The sequence below is a fragment of the Paenibacillus sp. JT31N11 genome (assembly GCF_056269285.1).
The window spans coordinates 718,599-741,791 of sequence record NZ_JBWDNQ010000001.1 but is presented as its reverse complement, the minus strand read 5'-3'; the positions used below and the strand labels follow the sequence as shown (position 1 = coordinate 741,791).

Annotated in this window: 20 protein-coding genes; 6 read left to right on the top strand and 14 right to left on the bottom strand. The window is 51.2% G+C overall.

Going from position 1 to position 23,193, the window contains the following annotated elements:
* Positions 1–103: 103 nt before the first annotated feature.
* Together AC0YNV_RS03320 and hprK are read right to left on the bottom strand one after the other, a co-directional pair.
* Complete coding sequence (locus AC0YNV_RS03320; RefSeq protein ID WP_475765799.1) at positions 104–778, bottom strand: MBL fold metallo-hydrolase; 675 nt, start codon at positions 776–778, stop codon at positions 104–106.
* Positions 779–900: 122 nt separating this feature from the next.
* Positions 901–1,809, bottom strand: a complete 909-nt coding sequence (hprK, locus tag AC0YNV_RS03315) for an HPr(Ser) kinase/phosphatase (protein ID WP_475765797.1) — start codon at positions 1,807–1,809, stop codon at positions 901–903.
* Positions 1,810–1,975: 166 nt separating this feature from the next.
* Between hprK and AC0YNV_RS03310 the strand changes: the two genes are divergently transcribed.
* Positions 1,976–2,602, top strand: coding sequence for an FMN-dependent NADH-azoreductase (locus AC0YNV_RS03310; protein WP_475765795.1), 627 nt, complete (start codon positions 1,976–1,978; stop codon positions 2,600–2,602).
* Positions 2,603–2,816: 214 nt separating this feature from the next.
* Here AC0YNV_RS03310 and AC0YNV_RS03305 read toward each other — a convergent pair whose 3' ends face one another.
* Positions 2,817–3,494 (bottom strand): TetR/AcrR family transcriptional regulator, encoded by a 678-nt coding sequence (locus AC0YNV_RS03305; protein ID WP_475765793.1) that lies wholly within the window; start codon positions 3,492–3,494, stop codon positions 2,817–2,819.
* A gap of 202 nt (positions 3,495–3,696) precedes the next feature.
* On the opposite strand from AC0YNV_RS03305, the gene AC0YNV_RS03300 reads away from it, so the two are divergent.
* The 4 genes from AC0YNV_RS03300 (at position 3,697) to AC0YNV_RS03285 (ending at position 7,894) form a co-directional block, all read left to right on the top strand.
* Complete coding sequence (locus tag AC0YNV_RS03300) at positions 3,697–4,737, top strand: ParB/RepB/Spo0J family partition protein (RefSeq protein ID WP_475765791.1); 1,041 nt, start codon at positions 3,697–3,699, stop codon at positions 4,735–4,737.
* Between the two features lie 160 nt (positions 4,738–4,897).
* Positions 4,898–5,692: an SDR family NAD(P)-dependent oxidoreductase gene (locus AC0YNV_RS03295; protein WP_475765789.1), complete on the top strand. Its 795-nt coding sequence runs from the start codon at positions 4,898–4,900 to the stop codon at positions 5,690–5,692.
* Positions 5,693–5,734: 42 nt separating this feature from the next.
* The gene (locus AC0YNV_RS03290) at positions 5,735–6,472 is read left to right on the top strand and encodes an SDR family NAD(P)-dependent oxidoreductase (RefSeq protein ID WP_210039380.1); all 738 of its coding nucleotides are present in this window, start codon (positions 5,735–5,737) and stop codon (positions 6,470–6,472) included.
* Between the two features lie 33 nt (positions 6,473–6,505).
* Entirely contained in the window at positions 6,506–7,894 is a 1,389-nt protein-coding gene (locus AC0YNV_RS03285; protein WP_475765786.1) for a mandelate racemase/muconate lactonizing enzyme family protein, read from the top strand.
* A gap of 313 nt (positions 7,895–8,207) precedes the next feature.
* Here AC0YNV_RS03285 and AC0YNV_RS03280 read toward each other — a convergent pair whose 3' ends face one another.
* The 4 genes from AC0YNV_RS03280 to AC0YNV_RS03265 form a co-directional block, all read right to left on the bottom strand.
* Entirely contained in the window at positions 8,208–9,170 is a 963-nt protein-coding gene (locus AC0YNV_RS03280) for a mannonate dehydratase (protein WP_475765784.1), read from the bottom strand.
* Between the two features lie 98 nt (positions 9,171–9,268).
* Entirely contained in the window at positions 9,269–10,609 is a 1,341-nt protein-coding gene (locus AC0YNV_RS03275) for an ABC transporter substrate-binding protein (protein ID WP_475765783.1), read from the bottom strand.
* 37 nt (positions 10,610–10,646) lie between these two features.
* Positions 10,647–11,480 carry a carbohydrate ABC transporter permease gene (locus AC0YNV_RS03270; RefSeq protein WP_210039384.1) on the bottom strand — a complete coding sequence of 278 codons (834 nt, stop codon included), beginning with the start codon at positions 11,478–11,480 and terminating at the stop codon, positions 10,647–10,649.
* Entirely contained in the window at positions 11,477–12,436 is a 960-nt protein-coding gene (locus tag AC0YNV_RS03265; RefSeq protein WP_210039385.1) for a carbohydrate ABC transporter permease, read from the bottom strand. The genes AC0YNV_RS03270 and AC0YNV_RS03265 overlap by 4 nt, the downstream gene beginning before the upstream one ends.
* A gap of 314 nt (positions 12,437–12,750) precedes the next feature.
* Between AC0YNV_RS03265 and AC0YNV_RS03260 the strand changes: the two genes are divergently transcribed.
* Positions 12,751–13,656, top strand: coding sequence for an RraA family protein (locus tag AC0YNV_RS03260; RefSeq protein ID WP_210039386.1), 906 nt, complete (start codon positions 12,751–12,753; stop codon positions 13,654–13,656).
* Between the two features lie 76 nt (positions 13,657–13,732).
* On the opposite strand, the gene AC0YNV_RS03255 is transcribed toward AC0YNV_RS03260, so the two are convergent.
* The 7 genes from AC0YNV_RS03255 to AC0YNV_RS03225 form a co-directional block, all read right to left on the bottom strand.
* Entirely contained in the window at positions 13,733–14,902 is a 1,170-nt protein-coding gene (locus tag AC0YNV_RS03255) for a helix-turn-helix domain-containing protein (protein WP_210039387.1), read from the bottom strand.
* A 57-nt stretch (positions 14,903–14,959) separates the two neighbouring features.
* Positions 14,960–15,616, bottom strand: coding sequence for a GntR family transcriptional regulator (locus AC0YNV_RS03250; RefSeq protein WP_475765780.1), 657 nt, complete (start codon positions 15,614–15,616; stop codon positions 14,960–14,962).
* A gap of 398 nt (positions 15,617–16,014) precedes the next feature.
* On the bottom strand, positions 16,015–16,158 hold the full coding sequence (locus AC0YNV_RS03245; RefSeq protein ID WP_210039389.1) for a hypothetical protein: 144 nt from the start codon (positions 16,156–16,158) through the stop codon (positions 16,015–16,017).
* 359 nt (positions 16,159–16,517) lie between these two features.
* Positions 16,518–18,941, bottom strand: a complete 2,424-nt coding sequence (locus AC0YNV_RS03240) for an alpha-mannosidase (RefSeq protein WP_475765778.1) — start codon at positions 18,939–18,941, stop codon at positions 16,518–16,520.
* 21 nt (positions 18,942–18,962) lie between these two features.
* Positions 18,963–20,318 (bottom strand): sedoheptulokinase, encoded by a 1,356-nt coding sequence (locus AC0YNV_RS03235; RefSeq protein WP_475765776.1) that lies wholly within the window; start codon positions 20,316–20,318, stop codon positions 18,963–18,965.
* Positions 20,319–20,334: 16 nt separating this feature from the next.
* Positions 20,335–21,600: an amidohydrolase family protein gene (locus tag AC0YNV_RS03230; RefSeq protein ID WP_475765774.1), complete on the bottom strand. Its 1,266-nt coding sequence runs from the start codon at positions 21,598–21,600 to the stop codon at positions 20,335–20,337.
* A gap of 149 nt (positions 21,601–21,749) precedes the next feature.
* The gene (locus AC0YNV_RS03225) at positions 21,750–23,102 is read right to left on the bottom strand and encodes an ABC transporter substrate-binding protein (RefSeq protein WP_475765772.1); all 1,353 of its coding nucleotides are present in this window, start codon (positions 23,100–23,102) and stop codon (positions 21,750–21,752) included.
* Between the last annotated feature and the right edge of the window lie 91 nt (positions 23,103–23,193).

The window sequence follows — 23,193 nt, the reverse complement described above, 5'->3', positions numbered from 1 at the left end:
GAAATTCTGTAAAAAGATTCAAGGAATGGCACAGCAAAAAGGAACCCGCCATAACCAGCGGATTCCTTCTTGATGATGATGGCTGACCACCTATAACGATAAATTAAATTGCAGCATCTTGCCCGCTCACAATTTCTTTTAGCCGTTCTTGTATACGGTTTGTAACAATCCCGCCATGATACGTAATCACGGTATCGATATCAAGAGCCTGAAACTTGGCAATCGATTCCATCGCTGTATCCCACTCAGGCGTATGTGTCGGCGACGGCGGCATAAGGACTCCATCATGCGAGGTCAGGGCATCCCCGGTGATGAGCGTTTTGCTGGGTTCATGGTACAAGCTGATATGATCAGGCGAATGACCGGGTGTATAAATAACCCGGATCCCCCCTGCATAAGGGAGTACTTCTCCATCATGGAGAATGCGGTCGACCTTCGTAGGCGTGAATAATGCTCCGCCTTTAATCAAAGGTGTTTCTCCTGATAAATAAGGAATAATAGCTTCATGAGCCAATACCTGCACCCTGCCCTCGCAGGCCTCCAGCAGCTCCCGCAGACTTCCGATGTGGTCGAGGTCCTGGTGCGTGATGATGATCTTGGTCAATCTCCCGAGCGGCACGGATTCGCTCTCAAGCGCCCGGCGGAACACGTCCAGTTTGCCCGGTGTTCCTGTGTCCACAAGGATCGCTTCCTCGTCGTCCCACAAGAGGGCCGCATGAACAACGAATCCGGCATTCAGCTCCAGCCTTAAGGGTTTAATTCCTGAGCTTGTCTCCATTCTTATCCCTCCAATTTCAATAGTTATCGAATCTCGCAATTTCTATTATAGTGCAAAGTCATTGTGAAGGCGAAATTGCAGAGTGACAGACGTCATGTTAAGTTTTTATTAATTTACCGCTGTTATTCGCTCTGCAGCCGCTTCATGAATTCTTCCGCGGCGCTGTAGCCCTGCTGCTTCAGGTACCAGTTGTTGGCTGCCGCCTCAATCAGACTTGCCACATCCCGGCCGGGCTGCAGCTGAATTTCAATATATGGAATGCGCACATCGAGATATTCGGAGAATTTGGGCTTAAGCTCGAGCTCATTATTCAGAGCCTGATCCTTCCATTGGGTCAGCTCAATATCAAGCACGATCCGGGACTGTTCCTGGAATGCCTTGCGCCCATACAGGCGGACAACGTTAACCAGGCCGATGCTGCGCAGCGCGAGGAATTCCTTGGTGGATTCATTATGGGTGCCCAGCAGTGTATGGGGACTTAGTTTTTTGAGCATGACTACATCATCGGCAACCAGCCGATGGCCGCGGTGGATAAGCGTATGCGCTGTCTCGCTTTTGCCAATGCCCGATTTGCCCCGCAGCAGAATGCCGATACCCGATACGTTGACGCACACGCCATGTATGGCAATTTCCGGCGCCAGGGACTGAATCAGATACGCATCCAGCTTGGTAATGAATTCGGTCGTCGGCTCAGCGGTGCGCAGCAGCGGAATGCCTTCCTGCTGGCAGTATTTCATCAAATATTTCAGGCCCTCCTGGCCTGAGGTCACAATAAAACAAGGTGGATGGTACTTCACGATATTGCCGACATGCAGGTTCCGTTCCTCTTCTGTCAGCTTATGCAAATAATTGATTTCCTTCCTGCCCAGCACCTGAACATGCTCCATCGGGAAGAAGTCAAAATAACCGACGAATTCCAGGCCCGGGCGATGCGCTCTTGAGCGTGTAATGAGCCTCCCCAGCTGCTCCTCCCCAGTGAGCACCTCCAGCTTGAATAAATCTATCAAACACTTCACAGCAACAGACTTCATCAGCTTTCCCCCCAGCATTGAATTCTATTATTTCTATTATAAGGATGAAAAATATTAAAATCCAATTTGTACTTATGATTTATCCTAACTTTAGACTAGACAACACACAATTATGTGTTACTATATAAATGTGAGTTGATTACATTACATCACTGGAGGCGTTTAAATGTCACATGTATTATTCATTAAAGCTAACAACCGTCCGTCTGATCAAGCCGTTTCAGTTAAACTTTATGAGAGTTTTCTGAAAACATACAAAGAAAACAATCCGGACGATCTGGTTACCGAATTGAATCTGTTCGAAGCCGATCTGCCTTACTACGATAACGATATGCTTACCGGTCTTTTCAAGCTTTCCAAAGGCTTCGAAACGACACCTGAGGAGCAAAAAGCAGCTGATCTGGCCAACACTTATCTGGATCAATTTATTGGCGCGGACAAAGTCGTATTTGCATTCCCGCTTTGGAACTTTACCATTCCGGCTCAGCTGCTGACTTACCTCTTCTACTTGAATCAAGCCGGCAAAGCGTTCAAATACACCGAACAAGGACCTGTCGGTCTGCTCGGCGGCAAAAAAATCGCGCTGCTTCAAGCTCGCGGCGGCGTTTATACGGACAGCCCGATGGCCAGCTTTGAAATGTCCTTGAACTATGTGAAAAATACGCTGTCTTTCTGGGGCATCACAGATCCTGAAGTGGTTGTGGTTGAAGGCCATAATCAATTCCCTGACCGCGCTGAAACGATCGTTTCGGAAGGCGTCGCCAAAGCAGCCGAGCTTGCTGCAGCATTTTAATTAAAACCTCTTCAAGCAGAAACCGTATCATCCATTCAGGGATGATGCGGTTTTTTCTTTGGAACTATTAGAAAAGTATAAAGTTCCACCATCCATTGCTTATATTTTTGAGGAAGAAGCTGATTACATGCAAAAATCCCCGCCGGATTCCCGCAGAGGATTCCCGCAGAGGATTTTAGCAAGTCATTTATTTAAGCTTGAGGAATCCCGCCAATCAGAGGGCGCGGTTAAACTTTTGAACGATATGATCGATAATGGGATCGATCCTGGAATCGTCAAGGAGCGGCAGTTTATCCGCTTTGAATAATTGAATCTTCTTAAACTGGTAGTAATCATAAAGCACCTGCTGGATTGATGCCTGATTGAGCATCAAATATTTCACATGGATGATTTCCCGCAGCAGCACATCGTCCTGCAGTATAATGAATTTCTCATTCAGTTGATTAAAGATGCCTCGCGCCATGCCGTCCCGATAAAATTCGGCGATCTGCTGCTCACGCGTCTGCATGGCGTCTTTCAAACGGCTGTATGAATCCGGATAGATAGCTTGAAGCTCCTTCAGAAATCCACTCCCGATATGCCTGATGAGCAGAACGGATTGCTCGAACAGGAATTGAAAGCGTGTGCCGTATGAAATCTCCGTACCCTCCTCATCTGTTTGAATGACCAGCGAATTTATATAATCCACATAGACGTCCACAACACCTTCAAGCACTTCCTCTTTGGATGAAAAGTGCTTGTACATCGTTGCACGGCTGACGTCCATCCGTTTGGCAATATCATCCATCCTTAATTGTTGGAAACCATCCTTCAAGGCGGCAGCTATCAGTTTTTTCAATAATTTTTCTCTTATTTTATTATTTTGATGATCGATGTTTTCCGTCACTTTCATTCAACCTCCTTGATGCTATTCTTCATTATACACAAATTCGCGGGTCGGTTTGTTTTCGTTCCGGGCAATCAGCCAAAGCGTCTTTGGCACAGGCACTAGCCCTTGCAGCCCTATCCCATTGCTTGGAGCGTGTTATATAATACCTATGTCCCTGCTTAAGCTTTATCAGCGGGCGGCTGAATTCAAGGATAGGAGAACTCTCATGGACATTATCGAAATTCCCACACATTTGATAGACGAAGATACCGATCAGCCCCGGTACCAGTTTGATGAAGAAGCGCTGCAGGAGCTGATGAGGAGCATTGAGGAGCTTGGGCTGCTCTCCCCGATTAAAGTCAGAACAACGAATGACGGACGATATAAAATCATTTACGGAAACCGCAGGTACAAGGCCTGCCAGACGCTGAATCTGGCTGCTATTCCCTGTATTGTTTCCACTGTTACGGACGAGATGGAGATTTACCTGGAACAGATTGCGGAAAATTTGACAAGGGAAGGCTTCTCGCCGATTGAGGAAGCCGAAGCCTTCAACAAGCTGCTCCACGATCCCAAGTTCAGCAGCTCGGCCAAATTTCTCTCCAGCAAGCTGGGGAAGCCGGAATCCTATATCAAAAACAAAGTGGAGCTTCTTAAATTCGGCAAAGCCGTCAAGAAACTGGTTGTGGGCGGTACCCAGATCCGGAAGGACAAGCTGACGGAGGATCAACTCCTTCCGCTCAAAGACCTGCCGATCGAGCACCGCGATCCGCTCGCCTTAATTGCCGCAAGAGACGAGCTTCCTGTCAGCGATGTGAAGAAGATCGCCCGCTTGTTCAAGGATAAGGATATTTCCGCACCAACGAAGGACAAGCTGCTGTATAAAACCGGTCATGAGCTGCTGGAAACCTGGTCGGTGCGGGAGCTGAACAAAGCCGAGCGGACCAAGCCCGCAGACCCCAAACCGGCTGCGGAGAAGAAAGTGAAACCGGAGAAGCAGGCTGTGCTGCAGCAGGAAGCCCATCCAGATGTGCAAGCTCATGCCGCAAGCCCGGTCTCGCCATTGGAAGTCCGGCTGCAGCAGCTTCTTGCCACGCTACCCGCTGCAGATACTCTTGCGGTTGAGTCTCTGCCCTCCCTTGAAGAAATAGCAGCTGCCGGCCAAGACAAATTGCTGGGCGACGTGAACCTGCTTATTGCTCATATCGAGCAGCATCTGCAGGAATGGACGAGAATCAAAACGCTTTTGGAACAGGCAAAACCTTGAACTTTCCCCCACGAGCAAGCCATTGCGGCGAGCCGAACAAGATTTCAAAGAAAACAAACAAAATCATAACTTTACGGCATCGCCACCCGTTGGTCCGTTCACTAAGATTAAATGGCAAAGGTTAATTGTCATCTCATGGGGTGGCGTTCGGAGGGGATCTATGAAACTGTACAACAAAGTAATTTTCATTACGGATGCGGACAGTCCATCAGGCAAGGCGGTTGTTAACCGGTTGTCAGGGGAAGGCACTCATTTTATTCTGAACAGCATGTCGGAAGGCGCACTTATCGAGGCGGAACTTGCGAAGGTACAAGCAGCCGGCTCCAAAGCCTATGTCACCAATACCGATCTGTGCCGAGCTGCCGACGTGACGGCCATGCTCAATCAGGCCGAGCAGATACTCGGGCCGGTAGATGTTCTTATTCATAATAACGATCTGCTGATACCGGCGCTTGCGGAATCTTGCGAAGAAGACGTATTTCTGGAAATCATGGACACCAACGCAAAATCCGCATTCATCTGCTCCCAGGCTGTCGGAAAACAAATGGCCGCCAGGCAATCCGGAAGAATTATTTATGTCTCCTCTATTCATGCCGAGAAGCCGACCGGCTCTTCCTTTGCCTACAGCGCTTCCAAGGGAGCCGTCAAGATGCTCTCCAAGGAAGCTGCGCTGGTGCTGGGCCGTCAAGGCATTCAGGTCAACACCATTGAGCTTGGTCCTGTGAAGGGTGACAATGAACGGTTCTCAAGCGAATTCTCGGCTCTCTATGATGATTATGAGCGCAAAGTTCCGAATGAGCTGCCAAGCAGCTATGAGGATCTGGGCCACCTTGTTTTATTCCTCTGTTCCGATGAAACCCGCTATATGAACGGATCTGATATTCGACTTGACGGCGGTTTTCTGCTGCATTATATGGATCACAAGAAAAAGCCGGCACCGTCCATTGGCGGCTGAGTAAACGGATAGAGGAAACAACGACTGGCGGGGTGATGTAGGATGTCCATATCGGATAAAGTTGCGCTGGTCACCGGCGCAGGAACAGGAATTGGCAAAGGCGTCGCCATAGAGCTGGCACGGCGCGGAGTAAAAGTCGCCGTCCACTACAATCAAAGCAGCGCCGGAGCCGTCCATACCAGGCAGCAAATCGAAGAATTCGGCGGTCAGGCATTCATCGTTCAGGGCAATGTCGCCCACAAGCGGGAGATTGAGTCTATGGTGCAGCAAGTCGCTGACCAATATGGCGGAATCGATATTCTCGTCAACAACGCCGCCCTTCAGCTGAATCACGGGTTCTTCGATCATACGGAAGAAACCTACGATACGATGATGCATATTAATCTCAAAGGATATTGGCAGTGCATCCAGGCTGTCGTGCCCTATATGAAAATCAAAAACTCAGGTCGCATTATCAATATTTCCTCCGTGCATGCCAAACGTCCGACCGACTTCGATGCCGTGTATGCCATGACTAAGGGCGGCATCCGGATGCTTGGGCGGGAAAGTGCCATAGAATTGGGTAAATATGGTATTACTGTAAATACGATTGAGCCCGGCGCTGTCGATGTCGGGAAGTATAGCACCTCCAGAGCACCGGAAATACGCAGGCGATTTCCGCTGGGCCGTGTAGGAACACCTCACGATGTGGCGCAGCTGGTCTGCTTTATCGCCTCGGATGAAAGCGAATTCATGTCCGGTGCGGCCATCCGTCTGGACGGCGCCAGCATGCTGTTGTGAGAAACCAAATCCACTATTCAAGGAGCGAATGACATGGTTAATAAACAAGCCTTTGAAGAAACGCTTGCCCACGTGCGGACGGGCTCAAGCCCATCTGAGCTTCGCATCACCGATGTCCGTTTCACCGACATTGTCGGCGGCCCTTTCCACAGCAGTCTGATCAAAGTCTACACCAATCAGGGCCTCGTCGGATTTGGCGAGGTGCGCGACGGCGCTGAAAAGGTCTATGCGCAAATGCTCAAAAGCCGCATCCTGGGCGAAAATCCCTGCAACATCGACAAGCTGTTCCGCCGGATCAAGCAGTTTGGCAGCCATTCCCGCCAAGGCGGCGGCGTAAGCGGGCTGGAAATCGCCCTGTGGGATCTGGCAGGCAAAGCCTACGGCGTGCCGATCTATCAAATGCTTGGCGGCAAATTCCGCGACAGCATACGGATGTACTGCGATACAGAAATCGTAGGCAAGGATACGGGTACGGCGATGGGAAATGCGCTTAAGAAACGGATGGAAGCCGGCTTCACCTTTCTCAAGATGGATCTTGGCATTGGGCAAATCATCAATGAACCCGGCGCACTCAGCGCCCCGCTTGGCTTCCTAGAAGAGATGAGAGCAAAGTCCAAAAACCGCTATAATCAAAACTTTAACGAAATGTCGGATGAGCAGATTCGAGACATCACAAACCGCCACTACGATATTTACAACATCCCGCACCCCTTCACAGGCATTCACGTAACCGAGAAAGGCCTCGACCTGCTGGAGCAGTATGTTGCCGACGTCCGTGCGGTTATCGGTTATCAGGTTCCGCTTGCCGTTGACCACTTTGGCCATATCGGTCTTGAGGACTGCATCAAGCTGGGCCGCCGTGTCGAAAAATTCAATCTGGCCTGGATGGAAGATATGATCCCCTGGCAGTATACCGAGCAGTATGCAAAATTGTCGCGTGCGGTAACCACTCCGATTTGTACCGGGGAGGATATCTATCTGAAGGAAAATTTCCGTCCGCTTCTCCAGGCTGGCGGCGTGTCCGTTATCCACCCTGATGTCCTGACGACGGGCGGTATTCTGGAAACGAAGAAAATCGGCGATATGGCGCAGGATTATGGCGTTGCCATGGCGATTCATATGGCTGAGAGCCCGATTGCTTGCTTGGCGGCCGCTCACGTCGCCGCAGCGACAGAGAACTTCCTCGCTCTCGAGTATCATTCCTGCGAGGTGGAGTGGTGGGATGATATTATCATCAGCAGCAGGCTGCCGAAGAAGCTGGTGCAGAACGGTTTTATCACGATGACGGATGCGCCGGGACTCGGTATTGACGATCTTAATGATGACGTGCTCGCAGAGCATCTACATCCCGATATCAAAGGCCTATGGGAGCCGACGGACAACTGGAACAAATTTTATTCCAATGACCGTCTTTGGAGCTAAGGGCTGGTCAGTTCCTGACTAATGAAACGATTGCGGGAAGAGATCCTATGCTGTCATTTTGGCGGCGCAGTCGGCTTCTTCCCTCAAACCGTATAGTCATTTACAGGCGTGAACCTTATAAATTCCATAAGGGCAAAAAGAACCTGCAGCCTCTCCAGTTGGAGAGAATCTGCAGGTTCTTTGCTGATCATTCCCGAACAAGCCGGCTAATTTATTCCAGCAAGACGAAACGGCTTCGCCGTCTGAATTCTATAAGAACAAAGGAAAAAGAGGAGGAATATTCATCCCTCCCCTCCTTCATCTTCCCGGTAAATCAGCCTGCCGAAGCAGCCTCCATCAAGCCTCTGATGTAACCGACGCCATAGAGCCTGCCCAGCAGCTCATAGCCGGGATTATCGTTATTCTCGCCTTCCATGGTCGGCACATGATCCGGTCTTGCCGGTCCGCTGTAGCCAACCTCGTAATAGGTCCGCATCGCTTTCAGCATATCTGTTTTGCCATCGTCGTGAAAGGTTTCCTCGAATTTCTCCGGGGTTCCCTTCACATCGCGGAAATGCACGAAAAATAATTTGTCCTGCCCGGCAAAATCCCGAATGACCTGGGGGATATCATCCCCCGCCGTTGCCAAGGTTCCCTGGCATAACGTAATGCCGTTATACGGACTGGGCACCAAATCGATCGCCCTCTGCAGGGCGGATGCGCTGCGCAGAATACGCGAGACTCCGCGGATCGGCGTGATCGGCGGGTCATCCGGATGAAGCGCCAGCTTCACCTTGGCTTCCTCCGCGACCGGAACGATCCGCTCCATGAAATAGTGCAGATTCTCCCACAGCTGTTCCTCCGTCACAATCCCCGCCTCTGTAAGAGGAGCATCCTGCATCAAGCTGTGATCATAGCTGGATACCAGCGCTCCGCCTCGTGTACGGGTCGTTGTGGAAGTGCGGAACCAGTTGAACTGGGCCATGAAATTATAGCACAGCACCGGAATTCCGGCCGCACCCATGTTGATCAGGAACTTCTGGAAGACTTCGATCTCAGCGTCTCGCTCGGGTGTGCCAAGCTTGATATTGTTGCTCGGGGGCATCGATTCAATGACAGACAGTGTAAGGCCATGATCCGCATACCGCTGCTTCATCCGGATAAGGGGCATCAAATCCCACGCCTTATCTGTCTTCTCCTCCCACGGAAGGCCGCCAACCGCGTAATTCACATTCATCTGCTTCGCAAGCTGCCACAAGCGGGTAGGCTGGGAAGAGAAAAATTCTGCCAACTGCATAGTTTAAGCTCCTCTCTGTATTTCAAAATTGTTCATTGCTGCGCAGCGCGGGCAGTTTCCCGCACACACTGCGCATTGCATTAAGTCGGCAGAGATTATTAAGCCCCCGCTGCTTTTTCGGCCAGTTCCTTGCCCATTTTATCGATTTTGTTATAAGCTTCCTCGATTGATTGCTGCCCGAACGTTACAGCATCCATCTCTTTCTTGTAGGTGTCCACCCACTCCGAGAAGCCCGCAGCCGGCGAATAGAACGGCAGCGCCTTTTCGACCGAAAGATCATAGATTTCTTTGCCCAGCTTATCCTTCTCCCCGAGCGTCGGTTCAAGGGTTTTGTAGATTTCCGGATTAATCGGAATACCGCGGGTCAATCCCAGCGCTTTTCCGGCTTCAGGATCCGTGATGAACCACTTGACGAAATTTTTGGCCTCATCCTTATTCTTGGAGTTGGCGCTGACGCTCAGGAAGATGGTCGATTGCGCCCAGCCCCCTCCTGCCGGCCCTGTCGGCATATTAACAACCCCGACTTTGCCAGGCATCAGCTGCTCCAATGCGCTGACCGAGCCTGTTGTTGCCCCGCGCGTCATCACAACGCCTGACGCCATCGGATCGGCCTGCGGGTCATTCTCCAGGAACGAGGCGGCTTTCTCCGCAGGAGGTACGATTTTATTTTTGCGGAAATCCTCATAGGTCTGATAGAAGGTCATGAATAAATCCTTGTCGAGTGTAAATTTCTTGCCGCCATCGGACATGATCGGATCTTTGCCCATGGAGGTCTGGTAATAGTTGAAGCCGTCCCAGGCTGTCGTGTCGCCAATCGGATATTTACCTTCCGGCAGCTTGGCGCGGGCATCCTTCGCCCATTGGAAATATTCGTCATAGGTCCAGTTCTGCTGGGGAAGTGGGATGCCGTACTGTTCCAGCTCCGTCTTGTTGAACGCCATACCCTGCGCGTTTTGGGTGAGCGGAATGCCATACAGTTTGCCGTCGATTTTCAGGTTCTCCACGACATTGGGATCCACAATCCCGCTTAAGTCAATGTCCGACAGGTCTTCAAGCTGCCCCCTGGACACATACTCCTGAATGTAAGCGGCATCCATTTGCAGCACATCCGTAATCGACTTGGATGCCGCAAGGGTCGGCAGCTTCTGCCAGAACGCATCCCAGGCCATGAATTCGGGCTTGAAGGTCACGCCCGCATGCTGCTGGGAATAGAGATCCAGCGCTTTTTGGGTCGCTTCGTGGCGTTCGTCGGTACCCCACCACATAATGCTCAGCGTCTTGGCGCCTCCGGTCTCTTTGACCGTTTCGTTGCCTGAAGCGTTCCCGTTTTCGCTCTCGGCTGCGCCATTCCCGCCGCCGTTTCCTCCGCTGCAAGCCGTTACCAGCAGCAGCAGCGCCAGACTTATGAATGCCAGGACTGCAGATCTTTGTCTTCTCATTCCCTTTGAACCCCTCTCAATTTTTATTATGATGCGCTTATCCCTTCAACCCGGTTGTGGCTATGCCCTCCACGAAATGCTTCTGGGCAAAAAGAAAGATAATCGCGGAAGGCAAAATGGACAGCAGGGACATGGCAAGCAGCTGGCCCCATTGAATATCGAATTGATCGATAAACATGCGCAGCGCGAGACCGACAGTAAACTTCTCGACAGAGCTTAGATAAAGCACCTGTGCGAAGAAATCATCCCAGCTCCAGATAAAGGTAAAGATCGCAACCGTAACAAGCGCCGGCTTGATCAGAGGAAATATAATCCGCAGGAATATACCGTAAACAGAAGCGCCGTCTATCTTGGCCGCTTCGTCCAGATCACGCGGAATACCGCGGATAAATTGCACCAGCAGGAAGATAAAGAACGCCCCGCCGCCGAAGAAATGCGGCAGCACCAGCGGTACATAGCTATCCACCCAGCCCAGCTTGTTGAAGAGAATATACTGCGGGACGACTGTGACCTGGCCTGGCAGCATCATAGTCAGCAGCAGAATCGAGAACCAGAAGCCGCGAAACTTGAAATTAAGCCGGCCGAAGCCGTAAGCCACAATGGCAGCAGTCAGCACGCCGCCGGTTACATTGCCAAGCTCCATCAGGAGCGTGTTGCCGAAGAAATGAGCGAAGGTGTAGTCATTTGAGAAATTCCATCCATTGCTGTAATTTTCCCACATCGGCGTTGACGGCCACAGCGTGGGCAGGCTCAGCTCGGCCGTCTTCTTCAAGGAAGCTCCGATCCACCAGATGACCGGATACAGCATCAGGAGAGAGAAGGCCGTAAGAAACAAGTGATTGGAGAGCTTCCCCCGAACGGTCGTATTCATTTGGCCTTCCCTCCATCCGACTCGTAGAATACCCAATAACGCGACGCCAGGAAATTAAGGACGGTCAGAACAGCGACAATCGCAAGCAATATCCAGGCCAATGCGGAAGCGTAACCCATCTGATAATGCTTAAAAGCCTTCTCATATAGAAACAACGCGTACATATAAGTGGAATTGACCGGTCCGCCCTTGGTGATGATGAAGGCCGAGGTGAAGGTTTGGAAGGAACCGATGATTCCGAGTACCAGATTGAAGAACATAACCGGCGAAAGCATGGGAAGCGTAATGCTGATAAACTTGCGGAAGCGTCCGGCGCCATCTACGGATGCGGATTCATACAGCTCTTGAGGAACCTGCTTGAGGCCTGCCAGAAAAATAACCATCGTTGAGCCGAACTGCCAGGTGTTCAGAAGGATCAGCGTACCAAGCGAGGTGTCGGGATTTGATATCCAGCCAACGCCTTCAATGCCGAACCAGGCCAGCACCTGATTGATATAGCCGTCCAGACCGAACATATTCCGCCACAGGGCGGCCACGGCGATACTTCCTCCGATCAGTGAAGGAAAATAAATCGCCGTGCGGTAAATATTCATTCCCCGGATGCTTTTGCTCAGCGCCATCGCAACCATCAGCGAGAAGAAGAGCTTCAGAGGAACCGAGATCAGTACGAACAGGAATGTCACGCTGAGAGATTTGGTGAAGGTCGAATCGTCGGTGAATATGTTGACGTAATTGTCCGTCCCTATCCAGACGGGATCTTCAAGCAGCGAATACTCCGTAAAGGATAAATAAAACGATTGGCCGATTGGCCATAAGGTCAGCAGCAAAAATCCGATCAGCCATGGGGAAATGAATATATAACCGGCTAAATTGGTTTCTCCCTTGTTTTTGCGCTTTCTTCCGGGAACTTTTACCGTCTCTTCGTACGGTGTCTGAGATAACGGTTCAGCAGTCACCCACGGATCTCCTCCTCTTATCTAAATCGTGTTTGTCTTGCCGGATAATACTTCTTTACTGTATACGAAAGCGGTTTCATTATGAAAGGTGACGAAATTATGAATTTGTTTGATTTATTTCACGATCTCATTTCATCCCTTTTTCATCTGCTTATGTCCCCGAAAAAGGGTGGAAAAATTATATACTTATCGAAAATGCCTTAAAAAACTCGCATCGACAAAATCGGAAATGTCCCTAACAATAGATGCTAGAGCCATCAGTTTCAAGGTTTTGCACGGCATACACACTATACTTGTTGGAAGAGGTGCTCCACATGAAATTTGACAATCCGGAAGACATTATCCAGCTTACACCGCTTTGGGAAGGAGAACGATTCTCTAACGGGCGTCCGAAGGTTTCCGAGGATGTGCTGAAGCGTATGCGTAAAATAACTCTGGAGGAAGCCTGGGGCCCGCTCTGGAACAGAGGTTATACGTTTCAGTTCGAGGGAGATTTCAAAATCATCCACCCCGATAAAATTATGGTGGGCCGGGCGGTTACCGCCGTTATGGTACCCAAGCGTCCCGATCTGCACGAAACCCTGCTGAATTACGGGCATGAGCAGGAAGGCCGGAAAGGCTTTTTCAATCAATGGGTCATCGATTCGCTGGTTGAGGATGATGTCGTTGTCGTGGATATGTTCGATAAAGTCCATCTGGGCACTTATGTAGGAGGCAATCTGTCCACCGCTATTTCCACCCGCACCAAACGCGGAGGAGCGGTCGTCTGGGGAGGCATTCGCGACAATCAGCAGGTCGTTGAAATTGAAGATATCAATATCTACTACCGGGGAAGCGATCCTACTGCGATTACGGATGTGACGATGGTCGGCATGAATGTGCCTACACGCATCGGCAAGGCCATCTGTCTTCCCGGCGATATTGTGCTTGGCACGCCTTCAGGCGTTATCTTTATCCCTCCCCATCTTGCGGAGCTGACTGTCGTACAGGCGGAGAAATCCCAGGTGCGCGACATCTTCGGCTTCATTCGCCTCAAGGAAGGCGTTTATTCTACAGCCCAGATCGATACCGCATGGACCTTGGATATGTGGCAGGACTTCATGAATTGGTTCGATAACGATCCGACTGCTGCGGAGTATCGTCATTTGTCCTGGGAGAAGGAGCTTGCGGAAGCGCAGAAATCGGACAGCAGCGGCTCCAATCATGATGTACGGCTCTAATCGGTAAGCAAGCCTCACGCAAGAAGGACTCTGGAAAGAGCGGATCAGCCGCTTCCAGAGTCCTTCTTTTTTTGTTTTATTTGCCGACCGATTCCCGGTATTCCGTCGGGGACAGACCGACTTTTTTCTTGAAAATCTGGCTGAAATAACGGGGGTCCTGATATCCCACCTGCTCCGCCACCTCGTAATTTTTGTAATGTGTGGTTTTGAGCAGCTCCTTGGCCTTGCCGATCCGGATGTCCGTCAGATGCTCGATGAACGTTCTGCCCGTGTTCAGCTTGAAAAGCAGGCTCAGATAGGTCGGTGTCATATATACCTTCTGTGCCACGCTCTGCAGGGATACCGCCTGGCATTCCTGCTCCATGTGATGGATCGTTTTCTTGATGATGCTGCGGTGGCTCTCCTTCTGATCGGGCGACATCACTTCTCTGACGCCCGAGAAGAAATGGCTGACGTACGTCTTAATTTCCTGGAGCGTCTGCATCTTCACGATGGACATGATTTCAAACTTGTTGTAAGCGTTAACATAATTGGTATTGGCAAGCAATCTTTTCTCGGTTTCAATAAGCAGGCGGACGGTCAGCTCATACATATTCTTAATATCGATCGGACCGTTCTCAAGCAGCCTGTCATAGAACTCGTTGACTGCCTCTTCGATTTCCGCGGTGGAATCGGCCGCTTTCAAGGAATCCAGCAGATCCTTCTCCCTGTCAGCCGGATAATCGCTCATGGACACATACCGGCGAAGCTCGCTGTAGTAGATAATCTGCCCTGTTCCACGATAAAATTTGTTTTTCAGCGCGCGGGAAGCCTGCCTGTAGGATTGATTGATGTCGTAAAGATGGCTGCATGGCTTGCCTACGCCGATATTCACGGGAAGGTTGAACTGCTGGCTCAGCATATTTTGAATCGCTTCCAGGAACTCTTTGGATACCCAGGAGAACAGCAGTCCGATCCGGTTTTGTTCATCCATAAATACGACGCTTCCGCCGGAGACCTGCTGCTGCAAATAATCCCTCATCCTTTCGACCAGGAGCACCATTTCGTGCTCGTCACCATCCGGAGATACCGGCTCCAGCAGCGCCAGCGCCGGATAGGTATAATACGGATTCAAATTCAGGCGGGACAGGCTCTCCTTCAAATTCGCGCCAGCGCTTTTCCGCCCCAGCACTAGATCCTGAAGAAAACGGTCTCTCATCCAGGTCAAGATTACATCGTCCTTGAACAATAACCCTTCGCTTAGCATGCTCCATTTCCCCTTTTATGAAAGGATGGTAATGCAAGATGCATGAGACTCATGAAGCTAATCCAGATCAATCAGCTTGTAGGCGTGCATATGCTCGATAAAAGCGGCCTCCGCCGCATCCGCATCTCCCGACCTCAGAGCGTCCATGAGAAGCTGATGCCACTCTGCCAGCACATTGGTTGTATAATGCCTGTTCGAAATCGCCATAAACCGCATGACTTTGGTGCGCATATTATTCCACAGCTCCAGAACCGCGTGATTGTCGCATCGCTTATAGAAGAATCCGTGGAAATCCATGTCGAGCTCCAATATGGCCAGTAGTTCATTTTGTTTGGTAGCTTTATCCATCTCGCAGATGATCGTATTCAAGTAACTGTAATCCTCTTCCGTCATGAGCGGCATCGATTGTCTGACCGCGAAGCCCTCGATGATCTCGCGAAGGACGAAGATATCCTTGATTTCCTTGGCCGTTATCGTGGATACGACCGAGCCCTTGTTGGGAATGCCCGTAATGAGGCCCTCCTGCTTCAATCTCTCCAGCGCCTCCCGCACCGGAGCCTGGCTGATCTGGAATTTGCCGGCAATCTCCGTAACAATCAGCCGGGTGCCAGGCTGAAGGTCGCCTGCGAGAATTTCCCTCTTCAAATCCGCATAAACATGTTCACTAATCGAGTTGATTGGATAATCTACCTGACTGCCCCGTATGGCTTTCACTACTCCTCTCAAGATTATCGATTATCGATAATCTTTCGCTTAGGTTTATTATAGAGGTTGTTACTGATGGAAACAACAGTTGTTTTTTGGCGTCTTTTGTCGTTTTTAGTCTAATAATGACGATTATTATTGTACAGCCGTTTAATATACGATAGATGATTATAAGGTTCTTCCCGGAAACCGACGAATAAAGCTGCTGCGCAAAGCGAAAACATCTCACGATTCATGCGAGAGTAAGCAGAAACTAACTTCGCCGTCCTTTTGCGGCAAAGTTAGTTTCTTCCCTCAAACCTTACAGACTTAACAGGCGTGAAACTTGAACATCCTATAAGGTCAAGAAAAAAACGGCTGCACCGTCAATGAACGGATACAGCCGCTTCTTCTTGGTTTCTGACTTGTCAGCCCGTTGACGGACTGTTTGGCACATGGCCCTTCTGGTTGCGATTCTCCGAGGTGGAGGCAGCCAGATGATCTTCCGCTTGCTTGGATCTGGTCTCCAGGGCCAAGTTTTTGGCGTCAATAGACTGCTTTTTACGAGCCATGCTGCTTACCTCCCGATACTGCGGCTTGCCTTGATCTCGCAAGGCAGTAATAGGTTAACCAAGATTAGAGAAGATTAACAATTCTGGAGGGCAAACAGGCTGACACAGCCCGGAAAGCAGTGTCGGTGTTCCGAATTCAAGAGCCAAAACCTGAATGCAGGCCCACCGCTGGTCGCTTCCCCTTATAAGTCCGTGGAGAAATGCAAGAGGACGGCTTGGAGCTGGAGTAGCGTCAGCGTTCGCCTTTGCAGCCGGATTGTTATATCTGAAAGATGTTATACAATTGTGACAATCCGGCTGAAACAGCGATCGCAAGCCCAAATTGTCCGCCGCATTTCCTTCAAACGGACTCCCCCATTCTACCATTCGAGCAAATCAGTCTCGACAATCGCCGCATCCGGATCAAGGGGAATACGGAAAGTCTTGATCTCTGATGGACGGAACGACGCGCGGATGGTTCTTCCCCACCTGGGAAGGCTGACCTCGGCCGTTACGGCCCGTTTATCCGTCTCAAAGCAGCGAACGATGAGATCGTCGTTATCCTCCGCTTTCTTGATGGCGCTGACGATAATATTGCTGCTGTCGACCGTGACAAAAGAATCCGTTTGCGGCAGCTTGCCCTCATGATAGGTTTCAATCACCGCAACCGGCTTGCAGTTAAGCTCGGCTGCGCGTTGGACGACACCCGATTGCTCCCAGGACCCTTCATGCGGCAGCAGCGAATACGAGAACCGTTGAACGCCCTGGTCGATGAACGTATATTCGCCGTCCGGATCGGGAACAAAGGGAACATGATGCGCATAGATGGGACTGCGCAGTACGGTTAAAGCCAGCTCCTTATTATGAATGCTGTAGCTGTACTTGGCATCATTGATGAGGCTCACACCATAAACCTGGTTAGTGCCCTGAACAAGTCCGGTATAATCCACCCAGCTCTGCCCCGGCTCTTCTTCCCCGTTATGCTCGCGCTCGATCGTACCGTAAGGAATCTCATACGTATGCTTGCTGAACACGACATTCATCGGGAATACCAGCTTCAGCATCTTGAACTGCTCGCGCCAATCAACGGTGATATGGACATCGATCCCGTCACGTCCCGCATACATGGAGAAATCCTGAATCAGCCTGGAGCTGCCGTATTCACTGACAACCCGGATGACCGACTTGACCGGTCCATGCTCTACCCGGAACACTCTCGTCGCCTTGAAGGCGCCGATGACCTGATTGAAATGCAAGACATCATGGCTCCAGGTGTCCGACTTATCCTCAATAACTACAGGTTTGGCAGCCTCGCCCCCAAATACCTCATGACCTGCCTTCTTGTCCCTCAGGCTGGCGATATATCCGGTATCCCGGTCGAATTCAAGCCGGTACCGGTCATTTTCCAGCACCAGATCGCTTGCTTGAATGGGTACTCCCACAGGCTTCAGCGACTCGGACTGCAGAACAAGCCGGTACGTCCTGTAGCCGAGCGAAGGCAGATCGGCCAGGAAGCTGAGCCGGTAACGCCCCCTCGCGGATGCCTGGGACTGCACGGTCTGGAAGGGGATAACCTGACCGCTGTCATCCAGCAGCACTGTCGTGTCTGTAACCCCGCCTGTTTCCAATTCAACATTCACGAGGCTTGACCATGCATGAGGATTAAACACAACAATCGGCTTCATGCTTTCATCCTGTTCAATGCCGATGTTCCAGGATAAGGACTGTACGGCATAATTGAGCGAACGGTCGGCTATCGCCATGGCTTCCCCATACAAATACATGGCATCCTGGTAGGCAGGCTCCAGACTGGTTCCCGCCATAATATCATGGAACTGGTTGAACAAGACGTTTTTCCAGGCACGGTCGAACTCCTTGGGGTACGGCTGGCCGGTAATCCATGAGGCAAGAGCGGAATATTTCTCGGCGGCAATCAGCCGGTTCTCGGCCTGCCGGTTCCACTGCTTGATGCCTGAATGGGCCGCATAGCAGCCGCTGGCATGATGCTGGAGATCGTCATGGACGACAGGAAATTCCAGTCCCTTCTCCTCCATGTCGCGGAAATAACGGTCCGGCGTGGAGAATTCCAGCTTCGGCAGGTCCGCTTCCCCGTTCAGCTTGCGGATGCTGGCGATGTTTTCCTTCGTTGGACCGCCGCCATGATTGCCGACACCGTAGAACAGCATCAGGTCGTTAACGGGCTCCTTGAATTCAGCCAATGTACGGCGGACGTGATTGTCCAGCTCCTTGCCCCAGGACAAGTATTCAAACATGATGCGGAAGGTCAGCACCTTGGAGCCGTCGTCGGACTGCCACCAGAATAAACGGCTGGGAAGCCCCTTCTCATTGGGCATGGGACGCATCATCACATAATAGTCCATGCCGCTCTTCTTCAAAATCTGCGGCAGCATGGCGTTATGGCCGAAGCTGTCCACATTGTAGCCTACCTTGGCGGTTACGCCGAACTTCTCGTGAAAATACCGCTGCCCATACAGCCCTTGGCGGACAAAGGACTCGCCGCCTGGAATATTGCAGTCAGGCTGAATCCACCAACCCCCAACGATATTCCAGCGCTTCTCCTGCACACGCTCTTTAATTTCCTGGAACATCGCCGGATCGTTATTTTCGACCCATTCATACATGGCCGCAGAGCTTGAGGTGAAGATGAAATCCTCCGATTCCTTCATCCGGTCGAGCGCGGAACGGAAGGTCGCCTTGGCTTCCTGAAACCCTTCCTGCCACTGCCACAGCCATACGGGATCCAGGTGCGCATTGCCGATCATATACAGTTTCTTGTCTTTCATTCTCCCATCAGCTCCCAATCATTATGACTCCGCTTGATCTGCCTTCAATCTCATCAATCCATTAGCCGCATGAACAGCGGCTCCGCAGGCGGCTTCCTCCTCCACCCCGGACAACAGCAGAGGACGGCCCAGCTTCACCTGAAGCAGCCGCTGCAGAGCCGGATTCCTGCGGATGCCGTTGCCTGAGCCAACCAGGCAGCTTACCGCTTCCAGACGGGAAGCAGGCAGCAGCCGTACAAAAGCAAGCAGTTCCTCCGTCATGCCCTGCAGAAACCCGGCAATAATCGCTCCCGGCCGCATATTCAGGGCATCCAGGCCTGTAATTGTTCCCGCCGCATCCGGCTTATCCCTTGTTCCATAAAATTGCGTTCCAACCAGAGGCAAAGCCTCGTCTGCCTCCAATGAAGCGACCGCAAGCCGGTTCATGGCTTCGAACAATGCGGAATCACTCATCTCCAGGCCCGTGAAGGCATGGCAGATCTCCCTGAAGAAGCGCTCCAGCAGCTCATAGGATTTGCCGCCGCTTAGCGATGCTCCCACGAGCAGATAACCCCCGCCCGGGAAAGGGCGTGTGTCCAAGCCTGCTATATTCTCATAAGTATTGCTGTACACCGAAACCTGCGAGCCCGTACCGACGTTAACCAACAGGGAATCCTCTACCTTGGCAACAGCTCCGATAAAGCTGGCCTGATTGTCTCCAATAGCGCAAAATACCGGCTTGCCGTCCCCCGTTCGCCCAACAAGGGGATTATCGTTATCCGCAAGCATCGGCAATATGGATGGATCAATGCCGGTCTTGTTGACCGCATCCCTGTCAAATTCTCTGTTCCTGAGATCAAAGAGACCCAGAGATGCGGCATTCGACGCATCCATAACCGGTGCAGAGCTGCCGCACAGCCGCATCGCCAGATAATCTCCGATGGTGCAGAGGCGCCTGGCCTGCGCGGGAACCATTTTGCTGCGCACATTGTAGAAATGCGTCACCAATCCATAACCGGTAGAGACCGGATAGCCTGTTCGTTCCCTCAGCCTGCCCGCATAAGAAAGGCCGGTCTCAAGCTGCTGGTCCCCCCGGCCATCCTGCCATGTATATAAGGGGCTTGCATGCTTCCCCCTCTCGTCCACATACAGAATCCCATGCATCTGGCAGGAGATGCCGATACCCTCCACCTGCGGCCAATAGGCTGCGCAGGCCGCAATCAATTCCTCCACGGACGCGATAATACGCTCCGGGTCCTGCAGCTGCTCCCAGCTGTGCGCTGCCTGTATGGCGGCATCATTCGGGCAGGAGACCATCTTGAGCGCATCACCGCTAATTTTCTCCCGGACCAGGATACATATGGATGTTGTACCCACATCAATGCCCGCCGTATACATAATGGATCCCCCTTGTTTAAGCTTTCATATCACCCAGCTTGTACAGATCGATCAGGTTATTGCGGAATATCCGGTCGGCGAAGGCCATGGCCTGCTTTTCTCCCATTGCGCCTTCCTCCATTTTCTCCGTCAGCACCTCCGCAACAAGATTTCTGGCCAGCTTCTGATGCGCATAGGTACCCTCAATATAATTATAATCGCCGCCAAAGCCCTGAATTTTGTTTTGCGGCACCATTTCAATCATCTGATGCATGATTTGTTTGGCCGCCGTCGGTGAAATGATATACATCCAGGTAAAATCAGCATAAACATTGGGGAAATTTTTGGCAATGCTCAAATAGCTCATCGCATATGGATAGCCGCAGTGGAGCAGCACAAATTTGGCTTCGCTGTATTCAAGCAGCAGGGGGATCAATCCCTCCACATTGGAATTCGAAATAAGATTGCCATTGCCCGAAACACTGGTTTCATGATGCCCGGTATGGATTTGAATGGGCAGTCCGTAAGCGATGGAACGCTGGATAATAAAATGAATCAAATAATCCTGAAGCGGCTGTGTTTCCTCCTGGGACAAGCTTTGCGCAAGCGAAGAGGCACGCAGCCGGTTGAAGACCTGCTCCGCCTCGAACATCGTCGGCTTCGAGCTTGCCAATGTCCGCCAATACGCGTGACCCAGCTTGGTTGCCACCATTCCCTCCTGCACATATCTATACAGCAAAGCATCCACGGCCTCCAGGTACTGCCGCAAATCATGCGCATTTATTCCGGCGTTCTTCTCCACATCGTGAAGGTCCTGCAGCGATCGCAGCTTGAAGGTGAAATCCATAAACATGATGGGGCGGAAGCGATCGTAATCCAGCTCTGTCGTCTGGATCAGCGTGAAGGCCAGGTCAATTCCCGAGCGTTCCACCATAACTTTATGATACCAATCGGGATCGTGGGTCGCCTGCTTCACCTTGTCATTGGCCTGCATAATCCCGTCCACGGACCAGTCCCGCAGGTCATACAAATCCTCCATCGCCGTGCGGAACATGCGCGCATAGGTCGTGTTGCTTGTTTGCTGCCAGTATGATAAGAAAATACCCGCTTTCTCTTCATCGCCGAGCTGGCTCCGCCTGCTCAGGATGCCGCGCTCCATGCCGGCCGTGACCAAATCGGAGTCCAGATAATGCATCAATGAGAAAAAATCATGGTTTTCTTTTTTTCTGATTTGGGGTGTTGCCAGATGCTCATGACCGTCTATCATACGGATTTTTTGTATATATTCATGAATGCTGCTCATGGTTGTCTCTCCTTCCAAGCCTGTAGACCTGTGGCTAACCGGCGGAGCATGCGGAAACTGTCCGGAGAAGCGTTAGGGACAATTTCCGCATGCGCAGTCCGCTTAACCACCGGCCTTGTATAACGGATTATTTGAGTGCGTGAGGTATGCTAGTCGACGCTAAGCTCAGGGAACGTATTTTTGACTTCTTTCTTGAATGCCGCGACAACATCGTCATAGCTGGATTTATTCGTGACCCCTTCGCCTGCGACCTTTCTCCATTTGCTCAAAATATCCTCGCCGTATTTGTCCGCCTGCACGGCAGGCATCTGCTTGATTGTTTCATAATAAGGCTTCAGAATGTTTTGATCCCCGAAAAAGCCCGATTTGAAGGAATCCAGATTTTTCTCATAAACGGTTGCGTTCCCTGGCATGTTCCCGGTTTTGCCGAGATTGTACTCCTGCCATTCCGGACTTGCGATATACTTGATGAATTCGTAAGCAAGATCTTTATTCTCCGATTTCTCATAGATACCGCGGTACGTACCGCCCATATAGAAGCCTTCCGGCGTTTTGGCAACGCCGAATTTGCCAACCGCCTTGTCATCTTTGTTATCGATCATGAAACTGGCCCATGCAGGCATGGAAGTCAGAATGACGCTGCCGTCATTCAAGGCATTGCCCCAGCCGGCCGACATGAACGGAAGTTTCGCATCCACATTTCCCGCATCGACCTGCTTTTGTATTTCATAGGTGTCTTTCCACCGGGTGTCGATATTGAGCTTGCCGTCCTTGACCCAAGGCTCGGTGTTGTACGCTGCAAGGTCGAACAGGTCGCCGGAGCTCTCGATCAGATGGACTTTGCCGCCGCTGTCCTGGGCAACCTTCTTGCCCAGCTCAATGATCTTGTCCCAGCTGCTGACCATTTCGCTGATTTTATCGGGATCATCCGTTCCAAGATATTTCTTGGCATTGTCGCGCAGATACCAGAAGCCGCCCGGCGAGGAATGATCGGAAATCGCACGCACCTTGCCGTCAGCGGAGCGTCCCAGAGCCTGAACATAAGGAATGTAGTCCTTGAGCAGATCCTCCGCACCCATTGCAGAGAGGTCGGTCAGAAATTTGGAATCAATAAACTTGCCGATATAGCCCCGTTCCAGATCGAAGATATCCGGAACGCCCTTGCCGGACTGAAGAACAGAGAGCAGCTTGGTCTGATACTGGTCGCCGGGAAATAATTGAACGTCTATCGTGACGCCCGGATTCTTCTCCTCAAACTTGGCCGCCATATCCTTTACCTGATCGAAGAACGTCCATATGACCAGCTTGCCTTCAAGCTTGGCCGGCGCGTTCCCATTATCGTCCGTCGTTCCCGCATTCGTTCCTTCACCGGCCGCTGCGCCGGGATCATTGGCCGCAGGCGCGTTCCCGTTGCTCGCATTATTGCTCTTGCCGCAGCCCGCCAGCAATCCCGTCACCAATACAACTGCAAACAGCAATGACAACCATTTTTTCGTGTTCAAAACGATCTCCCCTTTAAGAGTTATTGAACTTGCTGTCCAGACCCATGTACATGTACGAAGCGCTTACACTCTTGCCAATCCGAGCTCTTGC